A 22,707-nucleotide genomic window follows, 5' to 3' on the forward strand; every position below is an offset into this window, starting at 1 on the left:
GCATGAGCGACGCCAATCTCTCCGTCGATATGCTGGAGCCGGTCGCCGACATCGGCGGCGCCGCGCAGCCGCTGCTGCAGGTCAAGGGACTGACCAAGCACTTCCCGGTGCGCGGCGGCCTGTTCAGCCCGCGCAAGACCGTGCGCGCCGTCGACGACGTCACCTTCGCGGTCATGAAGGGCGAGACCGTCGGCATTGTCGGCGAATCCGGCTGCGGCAAGTCGACCACGGCGCGGCTGTTGATGCACCTGATGGCACGCGATGCCGGCGATATCATCTATGACGGCCGGCAGGTCGGTCCGTCGCTCTCGCTGCGCGATTTGCGGCGCGGCGTGCAGATGGTGTTCCAGGACAGCTACGCCTCGCTCAACCCGCGCCTCACCATCGAGGAATCGATCGCCTTCGGGCCAAAGGTCCACGGCATGGCCGACGACACGGCGCGGACGCTGGCGCGCGAATTGCTCGGCAAGGTCGGCCTGCGGCCGGAGATTTTCGCCAACCGCTATCCGCACGAAGTGTCCGGCGGCCAGCGGCAGCGCGTCAATATCGCGCGTGCGCTCGCGCTGTCGCCGCGGCTCGTGATCCTCGATGAAGCGGTGTCCGCGCTCGACAAATCGGTCGAGGCGCAGGTGCTCAATCTGCTCGCCGACCTGAAGCGCGAATTCGGCCTGACCTACCTGTTCATCAGCCACGATCTCAACGTCGTCCGCTACATCTCCGACCGCGTGCTGGTGATGTATCTCGGCGAGGTCGTCGAACTCGGCCCGGTCGATGCGGTCTGGGACGCGCCGGCGCATCCCTATACCCGCGCGCTGCTGGCGGCGATGCCGTCATCCGATCCCGACAAGCGCACCGAGGTGCCGCCGATCTCGGGCGATCCGCCCAATCCGATCGATCCGCCGCCGGGCTGCCGGTTTCACACCCGTTGCCCGTTTGCGGAGCCGCTCTGCGCAAACGACACGCCAAAACTCAGCGATCTCGATACAATGAGCCATCAAGCGGCGTGCTACATGGCCATTCCTGGCTCGGGGCACAGCCGCGCGCCGACAAAAGCAAAAGGAGAAAACGCGGCATGACCAGACCTACTCCCAAGGATGTCAAGGTGATCGCGCACGTCGCCGACGTGCCCGCCGACGACGAAGTCGCCACCCGGATCGCCAATTCGATCGGGCCGGCATTCGACGGCTTCGCACCGATCTCCGGTACGCTGCCCTTCGATCTCGAACCCGCGAGCTTCCTGCTGGCGCAGATCGCGCAGAAGATCGAGAAGGTGTCGAAATGAGTTCTGATCCGGCCCTGATGACGCTGACCGCGGTCGCCAAGGCGATCGCCGACAAGAAAGTTTCCTCGCATGAGGTGACGCGCGCCGTGCTGCATCGCGTTGCGGAATGGCAGCCGCGCCTCAACGCCTATATGGCGATCGAATCCGAGCAGGCGCTGGCCGCCGCCACCGAGGCCGATGCCGCGCTCGCCAAGGGCAATAGTCGCGGTGTGCTGCATGGCGTGCCGCTGGCGCACAAGGACATGTACTACGACGCCGGCAAGGTCGTGACCTGCGGCTCGCTGATACGCCGCGACTTCGTGCCGAAGACGACTGCGACCGCCCTGCAGCGGCTGAAGGATGCCGGACAAGTCCGCCTCGGCTCGTTGCAAATGGTCGAGTTCGCCTATGGGCCGACCGGCCACAACGTGCATTACGGCGCGGTGCGCAATCCCTGGAACACCGAGCACATCACCGGCGGCTCGTCGTCGGGCTCGGGCTCGGCGGTCGCCGCGCGGCTCACCTTCGCGGCGCTCGGCTCCGACACCGGCGGCTCGGTGCGCATGCCGGCGCATTTCTGCGGCGTCACCGGCCTGAAGACGACGGTCGGCCGCATCAGCCGCGCCGGTGCGATGCCGCTGTCGCAGTCGCTCGATACCGTCGGTCCGCTGGCGCAGACCGCGGAGGACTGCGCGCTGCTGCTCGGCCTGATGGCCGGCGCCGACCCCGAGGATCTGACGGCGTCGACGCAGCCGGTCCCGGACTATATGGCCGCGACCAAACAGTCGCTGAAGGGCCTGAAGATCGGCGTGCCGACGGCGTTCTATGTCGACGACCTCGATCCCGAGGTGGCGCGTATCCTCGACGAGAGTATCGCCACCCTGAAAAAGGAGGGCGCCGAGATCATCAAGGTCGAGTTGCCCGATCAGCGCCAGCTCTCTGCGGCATCGCAACTGGTGCTCGCGGTCGAGGCTGCCGCCTTCCACAAGCGCTGGATGATCGAGCGGCCGCAGGATTACGGCGCGCAGGTCCTGATGCGGCTGCAGAACGGCCTGACCATTCCGGCGGTCACCTATCTCGAGGCGATGCGCTGGCGTGGTCCCGCGCTCGCCGCGCACAACGCGGCGGTCAACGGGGTCGATGCGGTGATCGCGCCGTCATCGCCGGTGCCGGCACCCACGATTGCGGAGAGTGATGTCGGCAATGGTCCGGGCGCCGACGCGGTGCTGCAGCGGCTGACGCGCTTCACCCGCCCGGTCAACTATCTCGGCCTGCCGTCGCTCTCGATTCCCTCCGGCTTCACCAAGACGGGTCTGCCGGTCGGCATGCAGCTGATCGGCCGCTCCTTCGAGGAAGCGGTTCTGCTCCGAATCGGCGCCGCGTTCCAGCGTGCCACCGATTTCCACGCCAGGGTGCCCAAGCTCGCATGACCAACCTCGTCGAGATCGACAACCTCAACATCCGCTTCACCGGCGATCGCACGGTTCATGCCGTGAACGATCTCAGCCTACAGCTCGGCGAGGGCGAGGTGTTGGGGCTGCTCGGCGAGTCCGGCTCGGGCAAGAGCGTGACGCTGCGCGCGTTGATGCGGCTGTTGCCGAAGAAACGCACGCAGATCTCCGGCAGCGTCAAGGTGCTGGGCCAGGAGGTGCTGGCGATGGACGACGAGGCGCTGTCCGCATTCCGCGGCCAGACCGTCTCGATGATCTTCCAGGAGCCGGCGCTGGCGCTCGATCCGGTCTACACCATCGGCCGCCAGATCGCGGAAACGGTGATGCGCCACGAGGGCAAGAGCGAGCGCGAGGCCACGGCCCGCGCGCTCGAAATGCTCGAGGTGGTGCGGATCCCCTCCGCGAAGCGGCGGCTGGACTCCTATCCGCACGAAATGTCGGGCGGGATGCGCCAGCGTGCGATGATCGCGCTGGCGCTGGCCTGCAAGCCGAAGATCCTGCTCGCGGACGAGCCGACCACGGCGCTCGATGCCACCGTGCAGATCCAGATCCTGCTGCTGCTGCGCGAGCTGCAGCGCGAGTTCGGCATGTCGGTTATCTTCGTCACCCACGACATCGGTGTCGCGATCGAGATCTGCGATCGGGTCGCGGTGATGTATGCCGGTCAGATCGTGGAGCAGGGCGCCTTGCGCGACATCGTGCGCTCGCCGGTGCATCCCTATGCCAAGGGCCTGCTGGCCTCGACCATTCACGGCGCGATGCGCGGCCAGCGGCTGGAAACCATTCCGGGCACTCCGCCGTCGCTCGATCACGCGCCGGCCAGTTGCTCCTTTGCACCGCGCTGCAAGTTCGCCGAGCCGCGCTGCAGCGAGAGCCTGCCGCCGGTCGTGCAGGTCGCTCCCGGCCGTTTGGCACGGTGCATCCTGGCCGAGCCGGCGCCCGCCACGGCCTAGCTCGCCCGCGCGACGGCGTCGGCAATCCAGCGCCGCACCGCAGCGATGCGGCGGTCCCGCGCCTGCTCGGTGCGGGAGACCAGGTAGATCGTCTCGCTGTGCGCCGCCTCGAACGCAAACGGCGCCACCAGCCGCTTGCCCAAGCCCGGCCGCGCCTTGATCAGGGGGGCGATCGCAATCGCGACGCCGAGCCCGTGTTCGGCGGCCTCCAGCATCGCCGGCACGCTGTCGAGCCATAGATGTCCGCGCGGAGCGAGATTCGGCAGCCCGGCCTCCTTCAGCCAGGCCGGCCACGCCCGCGGCTGCGTCGTGACATGGATCAGCACCTCGCGCGACAGGTCCGCAGGGGTCCGAAGACCCGCCTTGACCAGCGCCGGCGTACAGACCGGCAATCCTTTGACCTGTACCAGCGGCTCGACCTTCAGCCCGGCGGCGTGTTCCCGCCCGTAGCGGATCGCGACATCGACGCGCGACCCGTTGAAGTCGGCATATTGGTGGGTGGCCTCGATCCGTAGCGTCAGTTGCGGATGGCGCAGCTTGAACTCCGGAAGCGCCGGCAGCAGCACGGCGCTGGTGAAGAACGGCAATGAGCTGATCCAGAGCTCGCTGCCGGCCTCACCGCGTCGCCGCAGCATGTCACGGCTCGCCTCCTGCAGTGTCGCCAACGCGGCCGACACTTTTGCAAGGTAGCGCTCGCCGTCGTCGGTCAACCGCACCTGGCGCGCGCCGCGGACGAACAGCTTGGTGCCGAACTGCTCTTCCAGTCCGCGGATCTGGTGGCTGATTGCCGACGGGCTCAGCGACAGGTCTCGCGCGGCGCGCCGGAAGCTGAGCTGGGTGGCCGCACGCTCGAAGGCGAGCAGCGCCGGCAGCGGCGGGATCACCCGCGGATCGGGGGCATCCAATGGGTGAATGCCGCTCACCTGAAGTGATGAATGGCCTTTTGTCATGGCCACTATTCTTGGATCAGATTGGCCGAACGCTCAATCCTGCTCATCTCAGGGGATCATTCGCCTTGGCCATCTTCGAACCGCTCGCCACGCCCCATCACTGGAAGCCCGCGGCGCTGGCGGCCGGGCCGTTCACAGGCCTTCAGGGCGGGGCGGTCGCAAGCCTGCTGACCGGCGAGGTCGAGGCCATGGCCGGCGCGCGCAACTGGGGCACCGCGATCTCGGCGGCGGCCTGGTTCCTGCGGCCGACGCCAATGGCGGAACTGCGCACGCACGTTACCGTGGTGACCGAAGGCGGCCGGGTCAGCGTCGTCGACAACACGCTCTGGCCGGCCGGTGAGGAGCAACCCTGCGCGACGGTGCGCGTGACGCTGTCGCGCGAGCGTGCCGTCGAGGTCCCGGGGTTTTACGGGTGCTCAGCCGATCCGGTGGATCCCACGGTGTTTCCGTTGCGCAGCCCACACGCGGTCCATGGCCGCAGCTGGTTCATGGATGCGATGGAAGCCCGTGCCGGCGGCGATACCGCCTGGTTTCGCTTGCATCACGCCGTCATTGCGGCCGCCGGCCCATTGGCGCGGGTGCTCGGCCCGGCTGACTGGACCCACGGCATCGCGCGGCCGGTCCAGAACGTGGTGGCAGACCCCAATCCGAACCTTGCGGTGCAGCTGTTCCGGTCGCCGCGGGGCGCCTGGATCGGCGTTCGCGCCGAGGCTCGCTGGCGCCCGGAGGCCGGGCTCGGCGTCGGCAGCGGGGTGTTGCTCGATGTGGATGGCGAGATCGGCCGGGTCTCGATGTCGGTCATTCTCGTACCGCTTCCGGGAAGCGCGCCCGCGCGAGGCCAGGGTTCCGCCGCCGGTTAACCCTAATTTATTCCGTCAACTGTCGGTGCGATCACAAAATGAGGCCGCGAACCATGCTTTGGTTCACGCGACTTAAAATGGACGGTGGTCGCAAACGTCTATACAACGTGGTGATCACGTAACTCTTTTGTTTTGCAGAGATCAGTTTTTATGGCAGCCGCGCCCGCTGTCCGGCGATCCGAACTGGCTGAGGCGCTGCGCGCTTGCCGCAGCGCCTTCATCGGCGTCGGCCTTATCAGTTGCATGATCAACCTGCTCTACCTGACAGGTTCGATGTTCATGCTGCAAGTCTACGACCGGGTGCTGCCGAGCCGCAGCGTTCCGACCCTGGTCGGCCTCGTGGTCATCGCCGCGGTCCTCTACATGGCACAGGGCGTGCTCGACCTGCTGCGCGGACGGATCCTCGGCCGCGTCGGCACCTCGCTCGACGAAGCGCTCAATGCGCGGGTGTTCGACACCGTCGTGCGGCTGCCGCTGATGGCGGGTAATCGCAGCGAGGGCCTGCAGCCGCTGCGCGACCTCGACAATGTGCGCTCTTTCCTCGGCAGCATGGGTCCCGGCGCGTTCTTCGATCTACCCTGGCTGCCGTTCTACATGGTGATCTGCTTTGCCTTCCACTGGCTGCTTGGCGTTACGGCGCTGATCGGCGCGATCATTCTGGTGACGTTGACGCTGATCACCGAATACTTGTCGCGCACGCCGGCCAAGGAAGCGATGACGCTCGCGGCGCGGCGCAACGATCTCGCCGCCTCCAGCCGCCGCAACGCCGAGGTGCTGGTGGCGATGGGCATGGCCGGCCGCATGAACAGGCGGTGGAACGAGGCCAACGAGGAATATCTGTCCGGCAACCAGCGTGCGAGCGACGTCACCGGCGGGCTCGGCGCGGTCGCCAAGGTGCTGCGCATGATGCTGCAGTCCGCCGTGCTCGCGGTCGGCGCCTATCTCGTGATCCATCAGGAGGCCACCGGCGGCATCATCATCGCCGGCTCGATCCTGAGCGCGCGGGCACTGGCGCCGGTCGATCTCGCGATCGCGCATTGGAAGGGCTTCGTCGCCGCGCGGCAGAGCTGGCAGCGGCTCAACCGCCTGCTGCAGCAAATTCCGGCGCGGCCCGAGCAGACGCTGTTGCAGGCGCCGGAGAAGAAGCTTTCGGTCGAGGCCGTGACCATGGTCGCGCCGGGCGACCAGCGCGCCATCGTGCAGGACATCACCTTCGCCGTCGAAGCCGGCAGCGGCGTCGGCGTGATCGGCCCGAGCGGCTCCGGCAAGTCGTCGCTGATCCGGGCGCTGGTCGGCGTCTGGATGCCGGCGCGGGGCAAGGTACGGCTCGACGGCGCCGCGCTCGACCAGTGGTCGTCGGACCAGCTCGGCCGTCACGTCGGCTATTTGCCGCAGGACGTCGAACTGTTTGCCGGTACGGTCGCCCAGAACATCTGCCGGTTCGATCCCGACGCCAAGTCCGACGGCATCATCGCGGCGGCCAAGGAGGCCGGCGTGCATGAGATGATCATCAAGATGCGCGAGGGCTACGACACCCAGGTCGGCGAGCAGGGCACCGCGCTCTCCGCGGGCCAGGCGCAGCGCGTGGCGCTGGCGCGGGCGCTGTACGGCAACCCGTTCCTGATCGTGCTGGATGAGCCGAACTCCAATCTCGACAGCGAAGGCGACGAGGCGCTGACCCGTGCGGTGCGCGGCGCCCGCGAGCGCGGCGCGATCGTCATTGTGGTTGCGCACCGGCCGATCGGCATCGAGGGCGTCGACCATCTGCTGGTGCTGAAGGATGGCCGCATGCAGACCTTCGGGCCGAAGGAGGCCGTGCTTGCGCAGGTGCTGCAGCGTGCTGCGCCGCCGGTGCCGACGCCGATCAAGATCGTCGCGGATGCGGGAGCCGCCAAGTCATGACCGATCAACCGCGCAACGCACATCGCTCGATCCGCAAGCATCTGATCGTCGGCCTCGCCGTGGTTCTGGTTCTCGGCGGTGGCGTCGGCGGCTGGGCCGCAACGGTACCGATCTCGGGCGCGTTGATCGCGCCGGGCTCGGTGGTGGTCGAATCCAACGTCAAGAAGGTGCAGCATCCGACCGGCGGCGTCGTCGGCGAGGTGCGGGTGCGCGACGGCGACGTGGTCAAGGCGGGGGACATCGTCGTGCGCCTCGACGAGACCGTCGTGAAGGCCAGCCTCGCAATCGTGGTCAAGACGCTGAACGGTCTTTATGCGCGCGCGGCCCGGCTCGAGGCCGAGCAGCAGGGCCGCGACAAGATCACCTTCCCGCCGCAGCTGCTCGAGCAGGCCAAGGATCCGGACGTTCGCGACATCATGGCGAGCGAAACCAAGCTGTTCGAGGTTCGCGTCAACGGCCGCACCGGCCAGAAGGCGCAGCTGCGCGAGCGCGTCACCCAGCTCAACGAGGAGATCTCCGGCCTGCAGGCGCAGGAGAGCGCCAAGGACAAGGAGATCGCGCTGGTGCAGCAGGAGCTGGTCGGCGTCCGCCAGCTCTATGAGCAGCATCTGGTGCAGCTGACGCGCCTGACCACGCTCGAGCGCGACGCGGCGCGGCTCTCCGGCGAGCGCGCGCAGTACATCGCCTCGCGCGCGCAGGCCAAGGGCAAGATCACCGAGACCGAGTTGCAGATCATCCAGGTCGACAAGGACATGTTGTCGGAGGTCTCGAAGGACCTGCGCGAGACCAACGACAAGATCGGCGAGTTCGTCGAGCGCAAGGTCACCGCAGAGGACCAGCTCCGCCGCATCGACATCCGCGCGCCGCAGGACGGCGTGGTGCTGCAGTCGACCGTGCACACCGTCGGCGGCGTCATCACCGCGGGCGACGCCATCATGATGATCGTGCCGAAGGCCGACGATCTGTCGGTCGAAGCCAAGGTCAATCCGCAGGACATCGACAAGCTGCAGGTCGGACAGAAGACCGTTCTGCGGCTCTCCGCCTTCAACCAGCGCACCACGCCGGAGCTGAACGGCGTCGTCACCCGCGTCTCCGCCGACGTCACCACCGACCAGCGCACCGGGCAGAGCTATTACACAATCCGCGTCTCGATGCCGCCGGAAGAAGTCGCGCGCCTCGGCAGCGAGGTGAAGATCATCCCGGGCATGCCGGTGGAAGCCTTCGTCCAGACCGGCGACCGCACCATGCTGTCCTACCTGATGAAGCCGATGAGCGACCAGTTCATGCGCTCGTTCCGCGAGAAGTGAGCCGCGCGCTGCTCTTGTAGCCCGGATGAAGCGCAGCGAAATCCGGGAACAGTCGCTCAGCGGATGAAGTCGTCCCGGATTGCGCTTCGCTTCATCCGGGCTACGAAGTCACCGTTCCAGATTCTTCAACAACAGCTCCAGCGCCGCCTTCGCAAATGCCTGCATGTTCGCCTGCCGGTCGCCGCTCGCGGTCTCCAGCGTGATCACCTGCTGGTGGGGGCCTGCGACCGCCATGCAGCTGTGGCCGGCGGCATCGCCGTAGCGGTTGCCGGTCGGGCCGGCGGCACCGGTCTCCGACAATCCCCAGTCGGTCGCGAGGCGCTCGCGGATCTGCCGCGCCAGCAATTGCGCGTAAGGTTCCGACGCCGAGCGGAGCCCACGCATGGCGTCGTCGGGAATGTCCATCAGCGCGCGCCGCGCGTCGCGGGTGTAGATCACGCCGCCGCCGAGGAAATAGGCCGACGCGCCGGGAACCGCGAGCAGCGATGCGGAGATCAGTCCGCCGGTTGAGGATTCCGCGACCGCAATCGTCTGCTTGTTCGCGATCAGTTTTGCGGCGACCTGTTCGGCGATGGATGTGAGCGCGTTCATCGGCCTTCTTTCTCGTTGCTTGCCATGAAAATCCCGTGGGGCGTCCTGCCCTCCTAGCACACCACGCAGCCCTTTGCCGAGTTGCAGGCCGCGGCATGGCCTGATTGAATGCAAGACAAGAACCAGGCGCCGCCCGACAAGCTTGTCGTGAGAGCGTGCGCGGAGGAAACATCATGACGTCGCCGATCGCGGGCGGCGTGGATTGCGATCTGCATCCCGCCGTGCCTCACCTCACCAGCCTGCTGCCGTACATGAACGACTACTGGCGCGACCAGGTGACGACGCGCGGCATGACCGACCTGATCTCGCAATCCTATCCGACCAATTCGCCGATCTCGTCGCGGCCGGACTGGCGTCCAGCGCAAGGCAAGCCGGGCTCGAGCCTTGCGGACATGCAGCGCCAGGCGCTCGACCAGTTCGGCACGGCCTACGGCATCTGCAATCCGCTCTACGGCGTGCAGATGGTGTTCTCCGAGGACATGGCCGATGCGTTCTGCCGCGCGCTGAACGACTGGCTGGTCAAGGAATGGCTCGACAAGGACGATCGCCTGCGCGGCTCGATCGTGATCCCGGTGCAGAGCATCGAAAAGGCGGTCGCCGAGATCGAGCGCTGTGCGCAGGACAAGCGCTTCGTGCAGGTGTTGATGCTGGTGATGGGCGACATGCCGCTTGGCAAGCGGCACTACTGGCCGATCTACGCCGCGGCGGAACGGCTCGGCCTGCCGGTCGGCATCCATGCCGGCAGCGCCTATCACAATCCGCCGACCTCGGTCGGCTGGGGCTCCTATCACATCGAGGATTATGTTGCGCAGGCGCAGGCGTTCCAGACCCAGCTCACCAGCCTGATCGTCGAGGGCGTGTTCGCGCGCCATCCGAACCTGAAAATGGTGATGCTGGAGTCCGGCTTCACCTGGCTGCCGCCATTCCTGTGGCGGCTGCACAAGTTCTGGCGCGGCGTGCGCATGGAGACCCCGTGGGTCGACCGCGCGCCGCTGGAGATTGTGCGCAGCAACATCCGCTTCTCGCTGCAGCCGGTCGATGCGCCGCCGGACGGAGACACGCTGAACCGCCTGTTCGACCATATGCAGTCGGACGAATTGATCCTATTCTCGTCAGATTATCCGCATTGGCAGTTCGACGGTGACGAGGTGCTGCCGCACGGGTTGTCGCAGGATCTGGTACGCAAGATCATGATCGATAATCCGCATGCGACCTATGGCCGGCTCAAGGTGAAGGAGATGACGCCATGAACATCCAGCTCCGCGAGCGTCCCGAAACCGCATCGCCGACCAGCATCAAGACCGCGATCGCCGACTGCGACATCCATCCGGCCCGCGCCACCAAGGATGAATTGTATCCTTATCTCGAAAAGCGCTGGCATGCGCATCTCGAGACCTTCGGCGTCCATGCCTATCAGGGCATGATGGGAGGCCCGCCCTATCCGAAGGCGCAGCCGAATGCGTCGCGCCGCGATGCCTATCCGCCGGAAGGCGGCCCGCAGGGCTCGTCGCTGTCCTTCATGCAGAAGCAGCACCTCGATCCCAACAATGTCGCGCTCGGCGTGCTCAACCCGCTCAACACCGGACAGGGCATCCGCAACCAGGATCTCGCCGGCGCGATCTGTTCGGCAATCAACGACTGGCAGATCGAGAAATGGACCAGCAAGGATTCCCGCCTGAAAGGCTCGGTCGTCGTCGCCAATGAGGATGGCATGTCGGCCGCCGCCGAAATCCGCAAGCGCGCGGGCGACACAAATTTCGTCCAGGTGCTGCTGCTCAGCCGCAATGTCGAGCCGCTCGGCCAGCGCCGTTACTGGCCGATCTATGAGGCGGCACAGGAAGCCGGCCTTCCGATCGGTGTGCACGCCTTCGGCTTCGGCGGCAACCCGATTACCGCGTCGGGATGGCCGAGCTACTATATCGAGGAGATGGTCGGGCATTCGCAGTGCCAGCAGACCGCGCTGGCGAGCCTCGTGCTCGAGGGCGTGTTCGAGCGCTTCCCGAAACTGAAGATGGTGATGGTCGAAGCCGGCTTCGGTTGGGCGCCGTCGCTGGCCTGGCGGCTCGACAAGGTGTTTTCGCGGCTGCATGCCGAGGTGCCGCATCTGAAGCGCAAGCCGTCGGAATATATCCGCGACCACATCTGGTGGACGACGCAGCCGATGGAGGATCCGGAGAGCCGCGACCATCTGTTCCAGACCATCGAGTGGATCGGCTGGGACAGGCTGCTGTTCGCGACCGATTACCCGCATTGGGATTACGACGAGCCGTCGCGCGTGCTGCCGGCCGGCGTCAGCGATGCCAATCGCCAGGCGTTCTATCTCGGCAACGCCAAGCAGCTGTACAGTATCGCATGATCCGAAAAAGTGGGAACCGGTTTTTTGAATCAGATCATGCGTGAGAACGATTGATGGCGCGGCATGTGATCGCCCCGGTGGACGAGTTGCCGCCGGGTTCGCGAAAATTTCTCGAGATCGACGGACGGCCGATCGCGGTCTTCAACGTCAAGGGCGAGTTCTTCGGCCTGCTGAACCGCTGCCCGCATCAGGGCGCGGCGCTGTGTGAGGGGCCGCTGATCGGGCTCGCGTCGTCGTCGGACCCCGGCGAAATCGAATACACCAAGCTCGGCGAGATCCTGCGCTGCCCCTGGCACGGCTGGGAGTTCGACATCCGCACCGGCCAGTCCTATTGCGACCCGCGCCGCTTCCGCGTGCGCGCCTATCCGGTCAGCGTCGAGCCGGGCACCAATGTGGTGAAGGGACCGTATGTCGCTGAGACCATCAAGGTCGCGGTGGAGAGTGACTACGTGGTGGTGGATTTGTAGCCGCGACCGTCCCGAAATCCTGTTCGCCGGAGATGGCAATCGGTGAGCGTCATGCAAAGCATCCTCTTGCGTGCGTTTGGCCGTCCTCGGGGCCTGCTGGGGAGGCTCGGCGGCATGATCATGGCGCGCACCAATGCAGATTGCGGCGCGTGGGTCGCAGATCGCCTCGAGGTCGGACCTGATGACAGCGTGCTCGAAGTTGGGTTTGGTCCGGGCGCCGTCATTCATCGCCTGTCGACATTGGTACCGGCCGGACGCGTCGCGGGCATTGATCCGTCGCAGGAGATGGTCGGGCAAGCTCGCGCCCGGAACGCGGCCGCGATCGAGGATGGTCGTGTCGAGCTTTGGCTTGGCTCCGTGGAGCGCATGCCATTCGATGCGGACAGCTTCGATGCGGCGCTGGCGATCAACTCGATGCAAGTCTGGCCGGACGCCGTCGCCGGGCTACGGGAGGTCCGGCGCGTGATGAAGCCGAGCGGCAGGATCGCGCTCGGCTTTACGCGCTATTCCGGACAGCCCAAGGAAGGGGTGGCGGAAAAGCTGGCAGCAGCCGGCTTCACGCAGGCTCAGCTGGTCGAGACAAATGAGTGGTTCTGTGCCCTGGCGACAAAGCCCGATGCAGGATGAGTTCGTAAGCCGGGCTACGCTGCGTTAACCCACCACCATTCATTCCGCCATCATCTGCCGTTCGCGCGCGTAGCGCACCAGCGCGACAAAGCGGTAGATGCCGTGCACGAATTTGCCGTAGGGCATGGTGATGAACAGCGCGAACACCACGCCGAGATGCAGCGCCAGCAGCGGGCCCATCGCGGCGGTCTCGCGCCACAGCAGCAAGGCGAGGCCGGTGATGCTGGTCAGGAACAGCATCAGGATGAACGCGGTGTCCATGCCCATGCGCTGTTCGTCGACCAGCACGCGGTCGCGCTTCCATTTCTCCGACAGGAGTCCGAGCGGACCGACCACGAGCCCGATGCCGCCGAGCGTGCCGAGCACGACGGGCAAATCCCACCACGCATAGGGTGCCTCGCGCGCCAGGAGGTAGTGATATAGCGTGCCGACGCAGGTCGCGGCGAAGCACAGGATGAAGCCGTAGAAGGTGAAGTGGTGATACAGCTTGCGGCGGTCGGTCGGCTGGTCGTCCTCGTTGAAGCAGCCGACACCGCCGCCGTCGAGATAGCGCAGCTCGCCGGCGTCGCGGACCGCCTGCAACAGCGCCTTCGCATCCGTCGTCATGCCGACCGGCTCGCCGATGTCGCGCCAGAACGCGCGCACGCCCATCACCAGCGCCAGGATCGCGTAGAGCAGGGCGGCGCCGAACAGCAGCGCCATCGCATTGTGCGGCATCAGTTTGTAGAACGCGCCGGGACCGGTGTGGATGCCGGTGAGCACGCCGCGATCATTGACTGCGGCGAAGCCGAAGATGAAGGCGGCGACGCTGAGCGCTGCGATCAGGCTGATGACGAGGCCGTTGCGCGCGAACGCGCCGGCAAAGGCGCGCGGCCAGGCATAGGCGGCATAGGATTCGGCGCGCGCGACCGCGAGCGTCTTCGGTACATTGACGTTGAATTCGTGCGGCGGCGAGAACTGGCAGTCGGTGTAGCAGGCGCCGCAGCCGTGGCAGAGGTTGGCGAGGTAGTTGAGATCGCCGTCGGAGAAGGCGCGGCGCATCTCCATCGCGGGAAACACCGCGCACAGGCCCTCGCAATAGCGGCAGGAATTGCACACCGTCATCAGACGGTCGGCTTCCTGCAAGATCCTCGTCCCGTGCATCGCGTCTGTCCCGCCTTCAGTTCCGCGCATTCTTGGCTGCTTCCCGGCCGGCGACGCGGCCGAACACGCTGCCGATGGTCATGCCGATGCCGGCGGCATAGCCCTTGCCGAGCACGTTGCCGGCCATGATCTCGCCGGCGGCGAACATGTTGGCGGACGGCTTGCCGTCCTTCATCAGTATCCGCGCCTCCCTGTTCACGCGGGTGCCGAGATAGGTGAAGGTGATGCCGGGCCGCACCGGATAGGCGAGATAGGGCGGCGTCTCGATCCGGCGCGCCCAATGCGTCTTCGGCGGCGTGATGCCTTGGGTAGCGCAGTCGTCGAGGATGGTGTGGTCGAAGGTGCCGGGCTGCACCGCGGCGTTGAACTCGGTGATGGTCTTTTCCAGCGCGGCCGCGTCGAGCTCGAGCTTGCCGGCGAGCTCGGCAATCGTCGCACCCGCGATCGGCGGAAACAGCGTCGGCATGAAGCTCGTCACCACGGTCGAGTCGAAGATGATGTAGGCGATCTGGTCCGGCTGCGCGGCGACCAGCCGGCCCCAGATCGCATAGCGCTTGGGCCAGATGTCCTCGCCCTCGTCGTAGAAGCGCTCGGCATGCCTGTTGACGACGATGCCGAACACGACCGAATCGTGACGGGTGATGATGCCGCCGTCGAATTTCGGTGCGCGGGCGTCGATCGCCACCGCATGGCATTGCGTCGGATCGCCGATCTCCTGAACGCCCTTCGCGAGCAGCATCTTGAGGATCGCGCCGCGATTATAGGGCGTGCCGCGGATCAGGAAATTGTCGGCCGCGGCGCCCCAGGATTCCTTCAGCCATTCGATGTTGGCCTCGAAGCCGCCGGCGGCCGCAACCAGGGTCGAGGCGCGGACTTCGGTCTTGCCGCCGACCGGCTGCTTCAGCTGCGCCGAAAGGAACATGCCGTCCTCGACCGTGAGGTCGATGACCTCGGCATCGTAGAGGATGTCGACGCCGAGCTCCTCGGCGGTGCGATAGAGCGCGTTCAGCATCGCGCGGCCGCCGCCGAGGAAGAACGAGTTGGTGCGGCCAAGGCTCAGCGTGCCGCCGAGCGACGGCTGCCAGCGCACGCCCTGCTCGACGATCCAGTTCAGGATGTCCTTGGACTCGTGGATCATGAAGCGGGCCAGTTCCTCGTCGGTCTGGCCGCCGGTCACCAGCAGCAAATCCTTCCAGAACTCCTCCTCGGTGTAGGGACCGGTGAGGATCTCGGTCGCCGCGTCATGGGCGCAGCGCATGTTGCGGGTGTGGCGGGTGTTGCCGCCGCGATAGAATTTCGGGGCGCCTTCCAGCACTAGCACCGAGGCGCCGGCGCGCCGTGCGCTGATCGCAGCGCACAGCGCGGCGTTGCCGCCGCCGATCACCAGGACGTCGAACCTGCGCGTCAGATCAACCATGCGCTCTTGTTATCGTTGTTGGCATGGAAAGCAACACGGCCGGACGCATGAGCATGATCCGGAAAAGCGTGTCGCGATTTTCCGGAGAAGTCATGCCCAGCGAGCCCACCCGGCCGCGAAGTGGAATATCAGGCCGCAACCGTCTCGCGCTGCTCGATGGTCTGGCCGCCACGATAGACGATCAGCGCAGCGACGATGCCGAGAGCTGCGGCGCACATCAGCCAGTAGCCGGGCGAAGCCTTGTCGCCGGTCTGCTGGATCAGCCAGGTCGAGGCGAACGGCGTGAAGGTGCCGAACAGCCCGGCCGCCAGTGCAAAGGCCAGCGAGAAGCAGGTGGTGCGGACATGCGCCGGCACGATCTCGACCAGGCAGCCCAGCATGGTGCCGCTGTAGACGCCGAAATAGAACGAGAACATCATCTCGACCGCCAGCATCTTGCCGAACGACGGATTGGTCACCAGCCAGTGCAGCGCCGGATAGGCCGTGATGAGGGACAGGCCGGCGATCGCCAGCAGCACCGGCTTGCGGCCGATCCGGTCCGACACCGCGCCGCCGACCGGATTCCAGATGAAGTTGGTCACTGCAACCAGCAGCGTCACCAGCAGCGCATCCTGGGTCGAGAGCTTCAGCACGGTCTTGCCGAAGGTCGGCGTGTAGACGGTGACGAAGTAGAAGGTGGTGGTGGTCAGCACCGCGATCATCATGCCGAGCACGACGATGCGCCAGTTCGCGATCGCCGAGGCGAACACCTCGCTTGCGGTCGGATGCTTCTTCATCGCGAGGAACGCCGGGGTCTCCTCTAGCGTCCGGCGCAGGAAGAAGATCACCGGGATGATCAGGCAGCCGACGAAGAACGGGATGCGCCAGCCCCAGGAGGCCACGGTCGCGGCCGGCATGCTCTCGCTGAGGACGAAGCCGAGGATCGAGGCGACGAAGATCGCGACCTGCTGGCTCGCCGACTGGAACGAGGTGTAGAAGCCGCGATTGCCGGGCGTGGCGATCTCCGCGAGATAGACCGAGACGCCGCCGAGCTCGACGCCGGCGGAGAAGCCCTGCAGCAGGCGCGCGATCAGCACGATGATCGGCGCCGCAATGCCGATGGTCGCATAGCTCGGGCAGAGCGCGATCACCACGGTGCCGATAGCCATGATCGACAGCGTCACGATCAGGCCCTTGCGGCGGCCGATGCGGTCGATATAGGCGCCGAGCACGACGGCGCCGACCGGGCGCATCAGGGCGCCGAGCCAGAACACGCCGAACGCGTTGAGCAGCGCCGCGGTCTCGTTCTCGGAGGGGAAGAAGGCCTTCGCAATCGCCTGGGCATAGAAGCCGAACAGGAAGAAGTCGAACTGCTCGAGGAAATTGCCGCTGGTCGCGCGCAGGATGGCGCCAAGACGCGATTTGATCTGAGGGACTTGCGATGAACTCGACTGCGACATAACGCCCTTTCCTCCCCGTGACAAAAACGGCCGGCGCAAATTGTCTCGCCGGCCAAAGCAGTTAACTGCCATGTGCGGCAATTTGGCACGCCTGTCCGGCGCGACCAACCCGAAATCACGCGGGGGGCTATGGGAAAAAAGCCGTAGGTGGAAATCGCAGGGAGCCTTTCGAGCGAAGGGGATATTGGTTCGCGCGAAGAAACCTCGTCAAAACAATGATCTAGTGCTTCGGCTCTGGTAGGACCGAAGCCCCGGCCGTTGCGTGCGGCGCATCAAGGCGCGGCGTGCGCCGTTGTGCCGAGCCAGCTCCGGAACGCGGAGAGCTTTGGCGTATCGGCGCGTCCCTGCGGCGAAACCAGGTAGAAGCCGGCGTCCGCCGGCAGCGCGATCTTGAAGGGAACCACGAGGCGGCCCTTGGCGATGTCGTCCTGCACATAGGAGGTGCGGCCCATCGCGATGCCGATGCCGTCGATCGCGGCCTGGATCGTCACGAACAGCAGGTCGAAGGTGACGCCGGGCTGCTTGGAAATATCCGTCGGCAGCCCCGCCGCGGTCAGCCACAGCCGCCAATCGTCGCTGTTGGCGTTGCTGGTGTGCAGGAGCGTGTGATCCCTGAGGTCTTCAGGGCATTTCAGCGGCCTGGTGCCCTGCAGCAGCGACGGGCTACACACCGGAAAGAGCTCATCCGCCATCAGCCAGTCCGCACGCAGGCCCGCCCATTGGCCGCGGCCATAGCGGATCGCCGCATCGACCTTGTCGCGCTGGAAGTCGACCAGGCTGGTCGAGGTGGTGATGCGAACGTCGATGCCGGAATGCGCCTCCTGGAACGCCGACAGCCGCGGCAGCAGCCATTTGGCGGCAAGCGATGCCAGCGTCGAGACCGTCAGCACGTGATCGTCGTCCCTGCGCAGCAGGCGATCGGTGGCGAGCCTGAGGTCGTTGAAGGCGGCGCGGACGCCGGGAAGGTATTCGCTAGCCTCGGGCGTCAGGCTCAGCGAGCGGTTCTGGCGGACGAACAGGCGGACGCCGAGTTCCTCCTCGAGCCGCCGGATCTGATGGCTGATCGCGGTCTGCGTCACGTTCAGTTCGGACGCCGCCAGCGTGAAGCTCATATGCCGCGCGGCGGCCTCGAACGCCCTCAGGCCATTCAGCGAAGGCAGGCGGCTGGTCATCCCCGGCTTGTCTCCAGATACATGACTTTAATTCATCCGAAACGGTACAAAGTGTCGTTTGTGAGGGGGCCGAATAGCTCCGATATTACGGCCAACAGGTTACCGCTAGGAGCCGCAGATGTCCATTTTCACCCATGAATCGATGACAAATCATCATACGCCAAATCATCACGCATCGGGCCTGCTGAACCAGGTCGGCGAGACCCTTCACGTCTGGTGGGAACGCTACGAGCGCCGCCGCGAGCTGTCGCAGTGGACCGAGCGCGACCTGCACGACATCGGCATGTCCCGCAGCGACATCGTGTTCGAAACCGAGAAGCCGTTCTGGCGGGCCTGAGAAGGACGCCTTCGCTGGCGTCGCCTCGATCGAGGGACGCCGGCCAATTTCTTCACCCGAGGAGCGTGTCATGGTTGCGCTGCATCTCGACGATCTCAAGCAATACTCTGACGTGCTGCGCGCCAAGAACGGCAGCGAGGTCAAGGTGCGCTTCGTCGAGCCGCGCGACCGCGAAGAGCTGCAGAGCTACATCCGCTCGCTCTCCGCGGGGTCCCGTTACAACCGGTTCCTGGGCGCGTTGAGCGAGCTGCCGAAGACGGAGCTCGAACGTTTCATCCATGTCGGCGAGGCTGACCGGTTCACGGTGGTCGCGACGATGCCGGTCGATGGCTTTGAGACCATCGTCGGCGAAGCCCGCTACGCCTTCCATGCCGATACGTCGAGCGTCGAGTTCGGCCTGTCGATCGATGACCGGTGGCAGGGCCACGGCATTGGCAAGGCGCTGCTCAAGAATCTCGAATGCCGCGCGGCGTCCTTCGGAGCCGAGCGCATCTTCGGCGACACCTTGCGTTCCAATGCGACGATGATCGGCCTCGCCCGGAAGTCGGGCTACGCCTTCATGCCGAGCGCCGGCGATTGGAAGCTGGTGCGCTTTGCAAAAGAGATCCACGTCGAACCGCAAGACATTCCCTGTGCCAGCTGGCGGCTTGCCGCCACTTCCCGCTTGGCCGCGATGTCCTCGCTTGCGGTTTGACTGACTAGGCCCGGTTCTGGCCCCTCCAGAACCGGGCCCTTTTCTTTTCCCAACCGGTGCCGCGACTGCTACTCGTCATGCGCGGGCTTGACCCGCGCATCCATTGAGCGAAAGCGTTTCTTTCGATGCATTGCCGGGTCAAGCCCGGCAATGACGGGACACCGAACTGGGATCAACTCCCCCGAAACACCGGCTTGCGCTTCTCGATGAAGGCCTGCACCGCCTCCTTGTGATCGGCAGTCGTGGTGAGGCGGATTAGCCGCTCGGCCTCGTGGTCGCGCGCGGTGGCGAAGTCGAATTGCAGCGCCTCGTCGAGATTGTCCTTCATGTAGCGCAGCGCGAGGGTCGGGCCTTCGGCCATCGACTTCGCCAGCGCAAAGGCCTCGTCCTGCAGCGTTTCGTCCGGCACCACGCGGTTGACGAGGCCGATCTGCTCGCATCTCGCGGCGTCGACCTTCTCCGAAGTGAACATCAGCTCGCGGGCGCGCGAGGTGCCGACCAGGCGCGTCAACAGCCAGGCCATGCCGTAATCGCCGCTCAGCGCCACCCGTAAGTAACCGGTCGAGATGAAGGCGGATTGTGCGGCGATCCGAATGTCGCAGGCCATCGCGATCGCAAGGCCAGCGCCGACCGCGGGACCGGGAAGGGCGGCAATGGTCGGCTTGCGCACCGAGGCGAGCGCGCCGGTGAGCAGGCGCTGGCGCTCCTGCAAATCCGCGACCTTGTCCTCATAGGACATTTCGAGCTTCTTCTTGTCGCGATGCGCGCCCATGCCCTTGACGTTGCCGCCGGCGCAGAACGCCTTGCCGGCGCCGGTGACGAGCAGCACGCCGACCTCGGGGTTCTCGCCGCAGGTCCTGATCATCGTGCGCAGCGCCGGCGTCAGCGTGTCCGACAGCGAGTTGCGGGCGTCCGGGCGGTTCAGCGTGATGACGGCGACGCGATCGCGGATCACGCAGAGCAGTTCGTCGGTGCCGGTCTCGATCTTGATTTCGTTCGACATGTTTTCCTTCCCTAGTTCCATCCGTCATTGCGAGCCACCCGGTCGGCGCGCAGCGTCGCCGGATAACAGGCTCCGCGAAGCAATCCATGCCGCCGCAAGTGGAGGAATGGATTGCTTCGTCGCTTCGCTCCTCGCAATGACGAATGTGGCGGCGGTTTGCGTTCAGCCTACGCCGCTTGCATGATCTACGTCATCTCAAAACTTCTCAACCCAGGGCCGCAATTCCAGCTCCCAGGTCCAGGCGCTGCGCGGCTGTTGCAGCACGTTCCAGTAGCTCAGTGCAATCGCGTCGGGATCGAGCATCGAGTCCGGCCGGTCGGCGGGCTCGGTGCGGGCGGCGCTGCGGATGCCGCCGTCGATCACGAAATGCGCGACGTGAATACCCTGCGGCGACAGTTCGCGCGCCATGCTCTGCGCGAGGCCGCGCAAGGCGAACTTGCCCATCGCGAACGGCGCCGATTGCGCATAGCCCTTCACGCTGGCGGAGGCGCCGGTGAACAGGATTGCGCCCTTCTTGTTGGGCAGCATGCGCTTCGCCGCCTCCTGCGCCACCAGGAATCCGCCGAACGCCGAGACCGCGATCGCCTGCTCGACCTCTGAAGGGACCAGTTCAACGAAGGGCCCGCGCGAGCGGCCGGAGGCGTTGTAGACCACGAGATCAGGCGTTCCAATCTCGCGCTCGACCAGACCAAAAAGACGTTCGACATCCTCGGCCTTGGTGGCGTCGCAAGCATAGGCCCGCGCGCCGGTTTCGGTGCAGAGCGCGCCGAGCTTCTCGATGCTGCGGGCGCCGAGTGCCACGCGAATTCCCTCCCGCGAAAATAGCCGCGTCAACGAGGCGCTCAGGCCTTCGCCGGCGCCGACGATCAGGGCGATCTTGTATTTTGGAATATCCATTGGGCTTTCCTTTGCTCGGCCGGAGGAGGATAGTCGTGCCCAAACAAATGAGCACCGAAGCCGGGAATTCAATGCAGCCGCACAAGCAGGATCCGAAAACGTCAGCCGCCAGCCAGCCGGGCCTGCTGGCGCCCGACACGACGGGAATGAATTTCTACCGGGCCGATCCGGCGCTGACCGACCTTCTGAAGCTGCATTTGCCCGATGCATTGTTCCGCCATATCGAGTCGCATCTCGACCGCCTCGGTGGATTGGCCGGAGGCTATCTCGACGAATGCGCGCGGCTTGCCGACCGGCATACGCCGGTGTTGCACCAGCGCGACAAGTTCGGCCGCGACGTGCAGCACATCGAATATCATCCGGCCTATCGCGAGATCGAGAAGGCCGCGTTCGGCGAGTTCGGCATTCACGCGCTGTCGCTCCGCAAGGGCATCATGGGCTGGCCCGACAAGTATCCTGTCGTCGCCAAGCACGCCTTCACCTTCCTGTTCAACCAGACCGAATTCGGCATGGGCTGCCCGATCAACGTCACCGACGGGTGCGCCAAGCTGCTGGCAAATTTCGGCAGCGAGGCATTGAAGGCGAAATATCTCGACGGCCTGACCCAGACCGACATGAGCAAGCTGACGCAGGGCGGCCAGTTCATGACCGAGAAGGAGGGCGGCTCCGATGTCGGCACGCTGACCACGCGCGCCGTGCAGGAGGGCGACCACTGGCGGCTCTATGGCGAGAAGTGGTTCTGCTCCAACGCCGATGCCAAGGTGGTGATGCTGCTGGCGCGGCCGGAAGGCGCCGGGCCGGGCACCCGCGGCGTCGGCCTGTTCCTGATGCCGCGTTTCCTCGACGACGGTTCGCAGAACCATTACCGGATCGTGCGGTTGAAGGACAAGCTCGGCACCCGCTCGATGGCCTCGGGCGAGATCAAGTTCGACGGCGCGATCGCCTACGCCGTCGGCAAGCTCGACCGCGGCTTCGTGCAGATGGCCGAGATGGTGAACTCGTCGCGGCTCTCCAACGGCGTGAAATCGACTGCGCTGATGCGCCGCGCCTGGCACGACGCGATGACAGTGGCGCGTGGCCGCGTGGTGTTCGGCCAGCGCATCATCGACCTGCCGCTGGCGCGGCGGCAGCTGATGAAGATCATGCTGCCGACCGAGCAGGCGCTGTCGATGAGCTTTCTGACCGCCGACGCGCTCGACCGCGCCGAGGCCGGCAGTCAGGACGCCGCGGCGCTGCTTCGCATCCTGACGCCGACGCTGAAATTCCGCGCCACTCGCGACGCCCGAAAGGTCTGCGGCGATGCGATGGAGATGCGCGGCGGCATCGGCTACATCGAGGAATTCGTCACGCCGCGGCTGCTGCGCGACGCGCATCTCGGCTCGATCTGGGAGGGCACCGGCAACATCGTCGCGATCGATGCGCTGAAGCGCGCGGTCGGCCGCCATGGCGCCGACAATGCGCTGGCCGCCGATCTGCATGCGCGGCTCGATGACAGCGCGAATGTGCCGCAGGCCTGGCGCAACCGGCTGCGCGATCTCAGCGACCGCGCGGTCGCGTTTGCGCGCGAGGTGGCGAGCCGCATCGACAATGAGGGCGACGCGCGACGCGCCACCAGCCTGCTCTATCATGTCGCAAGCGCGGTCGCGCTGGCGTGGGAGGGTGGGCGCATCCACGAGACGCGCGGCGATGCGCGTCGGCTGTTGCTGTCGCGGATGGTGATCGATCACCGCGTGCTGCCGGGCGATCCGTTCCGGCTAACGGAAAATACCGTTCAGCGCAGGATGACCGAGCACCTGCTCGGCGATCGCGCGGTCGGCATGGCCGAGGTTGGCGAATTGCTTGACGCAGCGTAGGCTGCTGCGCGAGCGAACTTTTCAAAC

General features: G+C 65.9%; 22 protein-coding genes. 14 read left to right on the forward strand and 8 right to left on the reverse strand.

Going from position 1 to position 22,707, the window contains the following annotated elements; translation table 11 throughout:
• Positions 1 to 2 precede the first annotated feature (2 nt).
• The 4 genes from ACVIHF_RS37890 to ACVIHF_RS37905 are packed head-to-tail and all read left to right on the forward strand — an operon-like array spanning position 3 to position 3,665.
• On the forward strand, positions 3 to 1,076 hold the full coding sequence (locus tag ACVIHF_RS37890; protein ID WP_310880822.1) for an ABC transporter ATP-binding protein: 1,074 nt from the start codon (positions 3 to 5) through the stop codon (positions 1,074 to 1,076).
• Positions 1,073 to 1,282, forward strand: a complete 210-nt coding sequence (locus ACVIHF_RS37895; RefSeq protein WP_076832604.1) for a hypothetical protein — start codon at positions 1,073 to 1,075, stop codon at positions 1,280 to 1,282. The genes ACVIHF_RS37890 and ACVIHF_RS37895 overlap by 4 nt, the downstream gene beginning before the upstream one ends.
• Positions 1,279 to 2,691 carry an amidase gene (locus ACVIHF_RS37900; protein ID WP_310880823.1) on the forward strand — a complete coding sequence of 471 codons (1,413 nt, stop codon included), beginning with the start codon at positions 1,279 to 1,281 and terminating at the stop codon, positions 2,689 to 2,691. Before ACVIHF_RS37895 ends, ACVIHF_RS37900 begins: the two co-directional genes overlap by 4 nt.
• Positions 2,688 to 3,665, forward strand: a complete 978-nt coding sequence (locus ACVIHF_RS37905) for an ABC transporter ATP-binding protein (protein WP_310880824.1) — start codon at positions 2,688 to 2,690, stop codon at positions 3,663 to 3,665. The genes ACVIHF_RS37900 and ACVIHF_RS37905 overlap by 4 nt, the downstream gene beginning before the upstream one ends.
• On the opposite strand, the gene ACVIHF_RS37910 is transcribed toward ACVIHF_RS37905, so the two are convergent.
• Positions 3,662 to 4,615 carry a LysR substrate-binding domain-containing protein gene (locus ACVIHF_RS37910; protein WP_456793519.1) on the reverse strand — a complete coding sequence of 318 codons (954 nt, stop codon included), beginning with the start codon at positions 4,613 to 4,615 and terminating at the stop codon, positions 3,662 to 3,664. The genes ACVIHF_RS37905 and ACVIHF_RS37910 overlap by 4 nt on opposite strands.
• Before the next feature lie 65 nt (positions 4,616 to 4,680).
• Here ACVIHF_RS37910 and ACVIHF_RS37915 point away from each other — a divergent pair, with 65 nt between their 5' ends.
• The 3 genes from ACVIHF_RS37915 (at position 4,681) to ACVIHF_RS37925 (ending at position 8,684) form a co-directional block, all read left to right on the forward strand.
• Entirely contained in the window at positions 4,681 to 5,475 is a 795-nt protein-coding gene (locus tag ACVIHF_RS37915) for an acyl-CoA thioesterase domain-containing protein (RefSeq protein WP_456793520.1), read from the forward strand.
• 150 nt (positions 5,476 to 5,625) lie between these two features.
• Positions 5,626 to 7,377: a type I secretion system permease/ATPase gene (locus tag ACVIHF_RS37920; RefSeq protein ID WP_253604964.1), complete on the forward strand. Its 1,752-nt coding sequence runs from the start codon at positions 5,626 to 5,628 to the stop codon at positions 7,375 to 7,377.
• Complete coding sequence (locus tag ACVIHF_RS37925; protein ID WP_092085270.1) at positions 7,374 to 8,684, forward strand: HlyD family type I secretion periplasmic adaptor subunit; 1,311 nt, start codon at positions 7,374 to 7,376, stop codon at positions 8,682 to 8,684. The genes ACVIHF_RS37920 and ACVIHF_RS37925 overlap by 4 nt, the downstream gene beginning before the upstream one ends.
• A 108-nt stretch (positions 8,685 to 8,792) precedes the next feature.
• Here ACVIHF_RS37925 and ACVIHF_RS37930 read toward each other — a convergent pair whose 3' ends face one another.
• Entirely contained in the window at positions 8,793 to 9,275 is a 483-nt protein-coding gene (locus ACVIHF_RS37930; RefSeq protein WP_253604962.1) for a CinA family protein, read from the reverse strand.
• A gap of 173 nt (positions 9,276 to 9,448) precedes the next feature.
• On the opposite strand from ACVIHF_RS37930, the gene ACVIHF_RS37935 reads away from it, so the two are divergent.
• From ACVIHF_RS37935 to ACVIHF_RS37950, 4 genes are all read left to right on the forward strand, one after another.
• The gene (locus tag ACVIHF_RS37935; RefSeq protein ID WP_168858649.1) at positions 9,449 to 10,525 is read left to right on the forward strand and encodes an amidohydrolase family protein; all 1,077 of its coding nucleotides are present in this window, start codon (positions 9,449 to 9,451) and stop codon (positions 10,523 to 10,525) included.
• Complete coding sequence (locus ACVIHF_RS37940; RefSeq protein ID WP_456793521.1) at positions 10,522 to 11,631, forward strand: amidohydrolase family protein; 1,110 nt, start codon at positions 10,522 to 10,524, stop codon at positions 11,629 to 11,631. The genes ACVIHF_RS37935 and ACVIHF_RS37940 overlap by 4 nt, the downstream gene beginning before the upstream one ends.
• A 53-nt stretch (positions 11,632 to 11,684) precedes the next feature.
• Positions 11,685 to 12,098 carry a Rieske (2Fe-2S) protein gene (locus ACVIHF_RS37945; protein ID WP_016846808.1) on the forward strand — a complete coding sequence of 138 codons (414 nt, stop codon included), beginning with the start codon at positions 11,685 to 11,687 and terminating at the stop codon, positions 12,096 to 12,098.
• A 114-nt stretch (positions 12,099 to 12,212) separates the two neighbouring features.
• Positions 12,213 to 12,725, forward strand: a complete 513-nt coding sequence (locus ACVIHF_RS37950) for a class I SAM-dependent methyltransferase (protein ID WP_253604958.1) — start codon at positions 12,213 to 12,215, stop codon at positions 12,723 to 12,725.
• A 39-nt stretch (positions 12,726 to 12,764) separates the two neighbouring features.
• Here ACVIHF_RS37950 and tcuB read toward each other — a convergent pair whose 3' ends face one another.
• From tcuB to ACVIHF_RS37970, 4 genes are all read right to left on the reverse strand, one after another.
• Entirely contained in the window at positions 12,765 to 13,868 is a 1,104-nt protein-coding gene (gene tcuB / locus ACVIHF_RS37955) for a tricarballylate utilization 4Fe-4S protein TcuB (RefSeq protein ID WP_253604957.1), read from the reverse strand.
• Between the two features lie 16 nt (positions 13,869 to 13,884).
• Entirely contained in the window at positions 13,885 to 15,285 is a 1,401-nt protein-coding gene (tcuA, locus tag ACVIHF_RS37960) for an FAD-dependent tricarballylate dehydrogenase TcuA (RefSeq protein WP_456793522.1), read from the reverse strand.
• Positions 15,286 to 15,413: 128 nt separating this feature from the next.
• Positions 15,414 to 16,724, reverse strand: coding sequence for an MFS transporter (tcuC, locus tag ACVIHF_RS37965; RefSeq protein ID WP_016846804.1), 1,311 nt, complete (start codon positions 16,722 to 16,724; stop codon positions 15,414 to 15,416).
• Between the two features lie 272 nt (positions 16,725 to 16,996).
• Positions 16,997 to 17,896, reverse strand: coding sequence for a transcriptional regulator GcvA (locus tag ACVIHF_RS37970; RefSeq protein WP_310880829.1), 900 nt, complete (start codon positions 17,894 to 17,896; stop codon positions 16,997 to 16,999).
• 118 nt (positions 17,897 to 18,014) lie between these two features.
• On the opposite strand from ACVIHF_RS37970, the gene ACVIHF_RS37975 reads away from it, so the two are divergent.
• Positions 18,015 to 18,233 carry a DUF1127 domain-containing protein gene (locus ACVIHF_RS37975; protein WP_176937012.1) on the forward strand — a complete coding sequence of 73 codons (219 nt, stop codon included), beginning with the start codon at positions 18,015 to 18,017 and terminating at the stop codon, positions 18,231 to 18,233.
• 70 nt (positions 18,234 to 18,303) lie between these two features.
• Positions 18,304 to 18,927 carry a GNAT family N-acetyltransferase gene (locus ACVIHF_RS37980; RefSeq protein ID WP_310880830.1) on the forward strand — a complete coding sequence of 208 codons (624 nt, stop codon included), beginning with the start codon at positions 18,304 to 18,306 and terminating at the stop codon, positions 18,925 to 18,927.
• 172 nt (positions 18,928 to 19,099) lie between these two features.
• Here ACVIHF_RS37980 and ACVIHF_RS37985 read toward each other — a convergent pair whose 3' ends face one another.
• Both ACVIHF_RS37985 and ACVIHF_RS37990 read right to left on the reverse strand, forming a co-directional pair.
• Complete coding sequence (locus ACVIHF_RS37985; protein ID WP_456793523.1) at positions 19,100 to 19,930, reverse strand: enoyl-CoA hydratase; 831 nt, start codon at positions 19,928 to 19,930, stop codon at positions 19,100 to 19,102.
• A gap of 195 nt (positions 19,931 to 20,125) precedes the next feature.
• Positions 20,126 to 20,827: an SDR family NAD(P)-dependent oxidoreductase gene (locus ACVIHF_RS37990; protein WP_229186202.1), complete on the reverse strand. Its 702-nt coding sequence runs from the start codon at positions 20,825 to 20,827 to the stop codon at positions 20,126 to 20,128.
• A 71-nt stretch (positions 20,828 to 20,898) separates the two neighbouring features.
• Here ACVIHF_RS37990 and ACVIHF_RS37995 point away from each other — a divergent pair, with 71 nt between their 5' ends.
• On the forward strand, positions 20,899 to 22,680 hold the full coding sequence (locus ACVIHF_RS37995; RefSeq protein WP_456794163.1) for an acyl-CoA dehydrogenase family protein: 1,782 nt from the start codon (positions 20,899 to 20,901) through the stop codon (positions 22,678 to 22,680).
• Positions 22,681 to 22,707 lie beyond the last annotated feature (27 nt).

The sequence above is a fragment of the Bradyrhizobium sp. USDA 4506 genome (genome assembly GCF_054058795.1).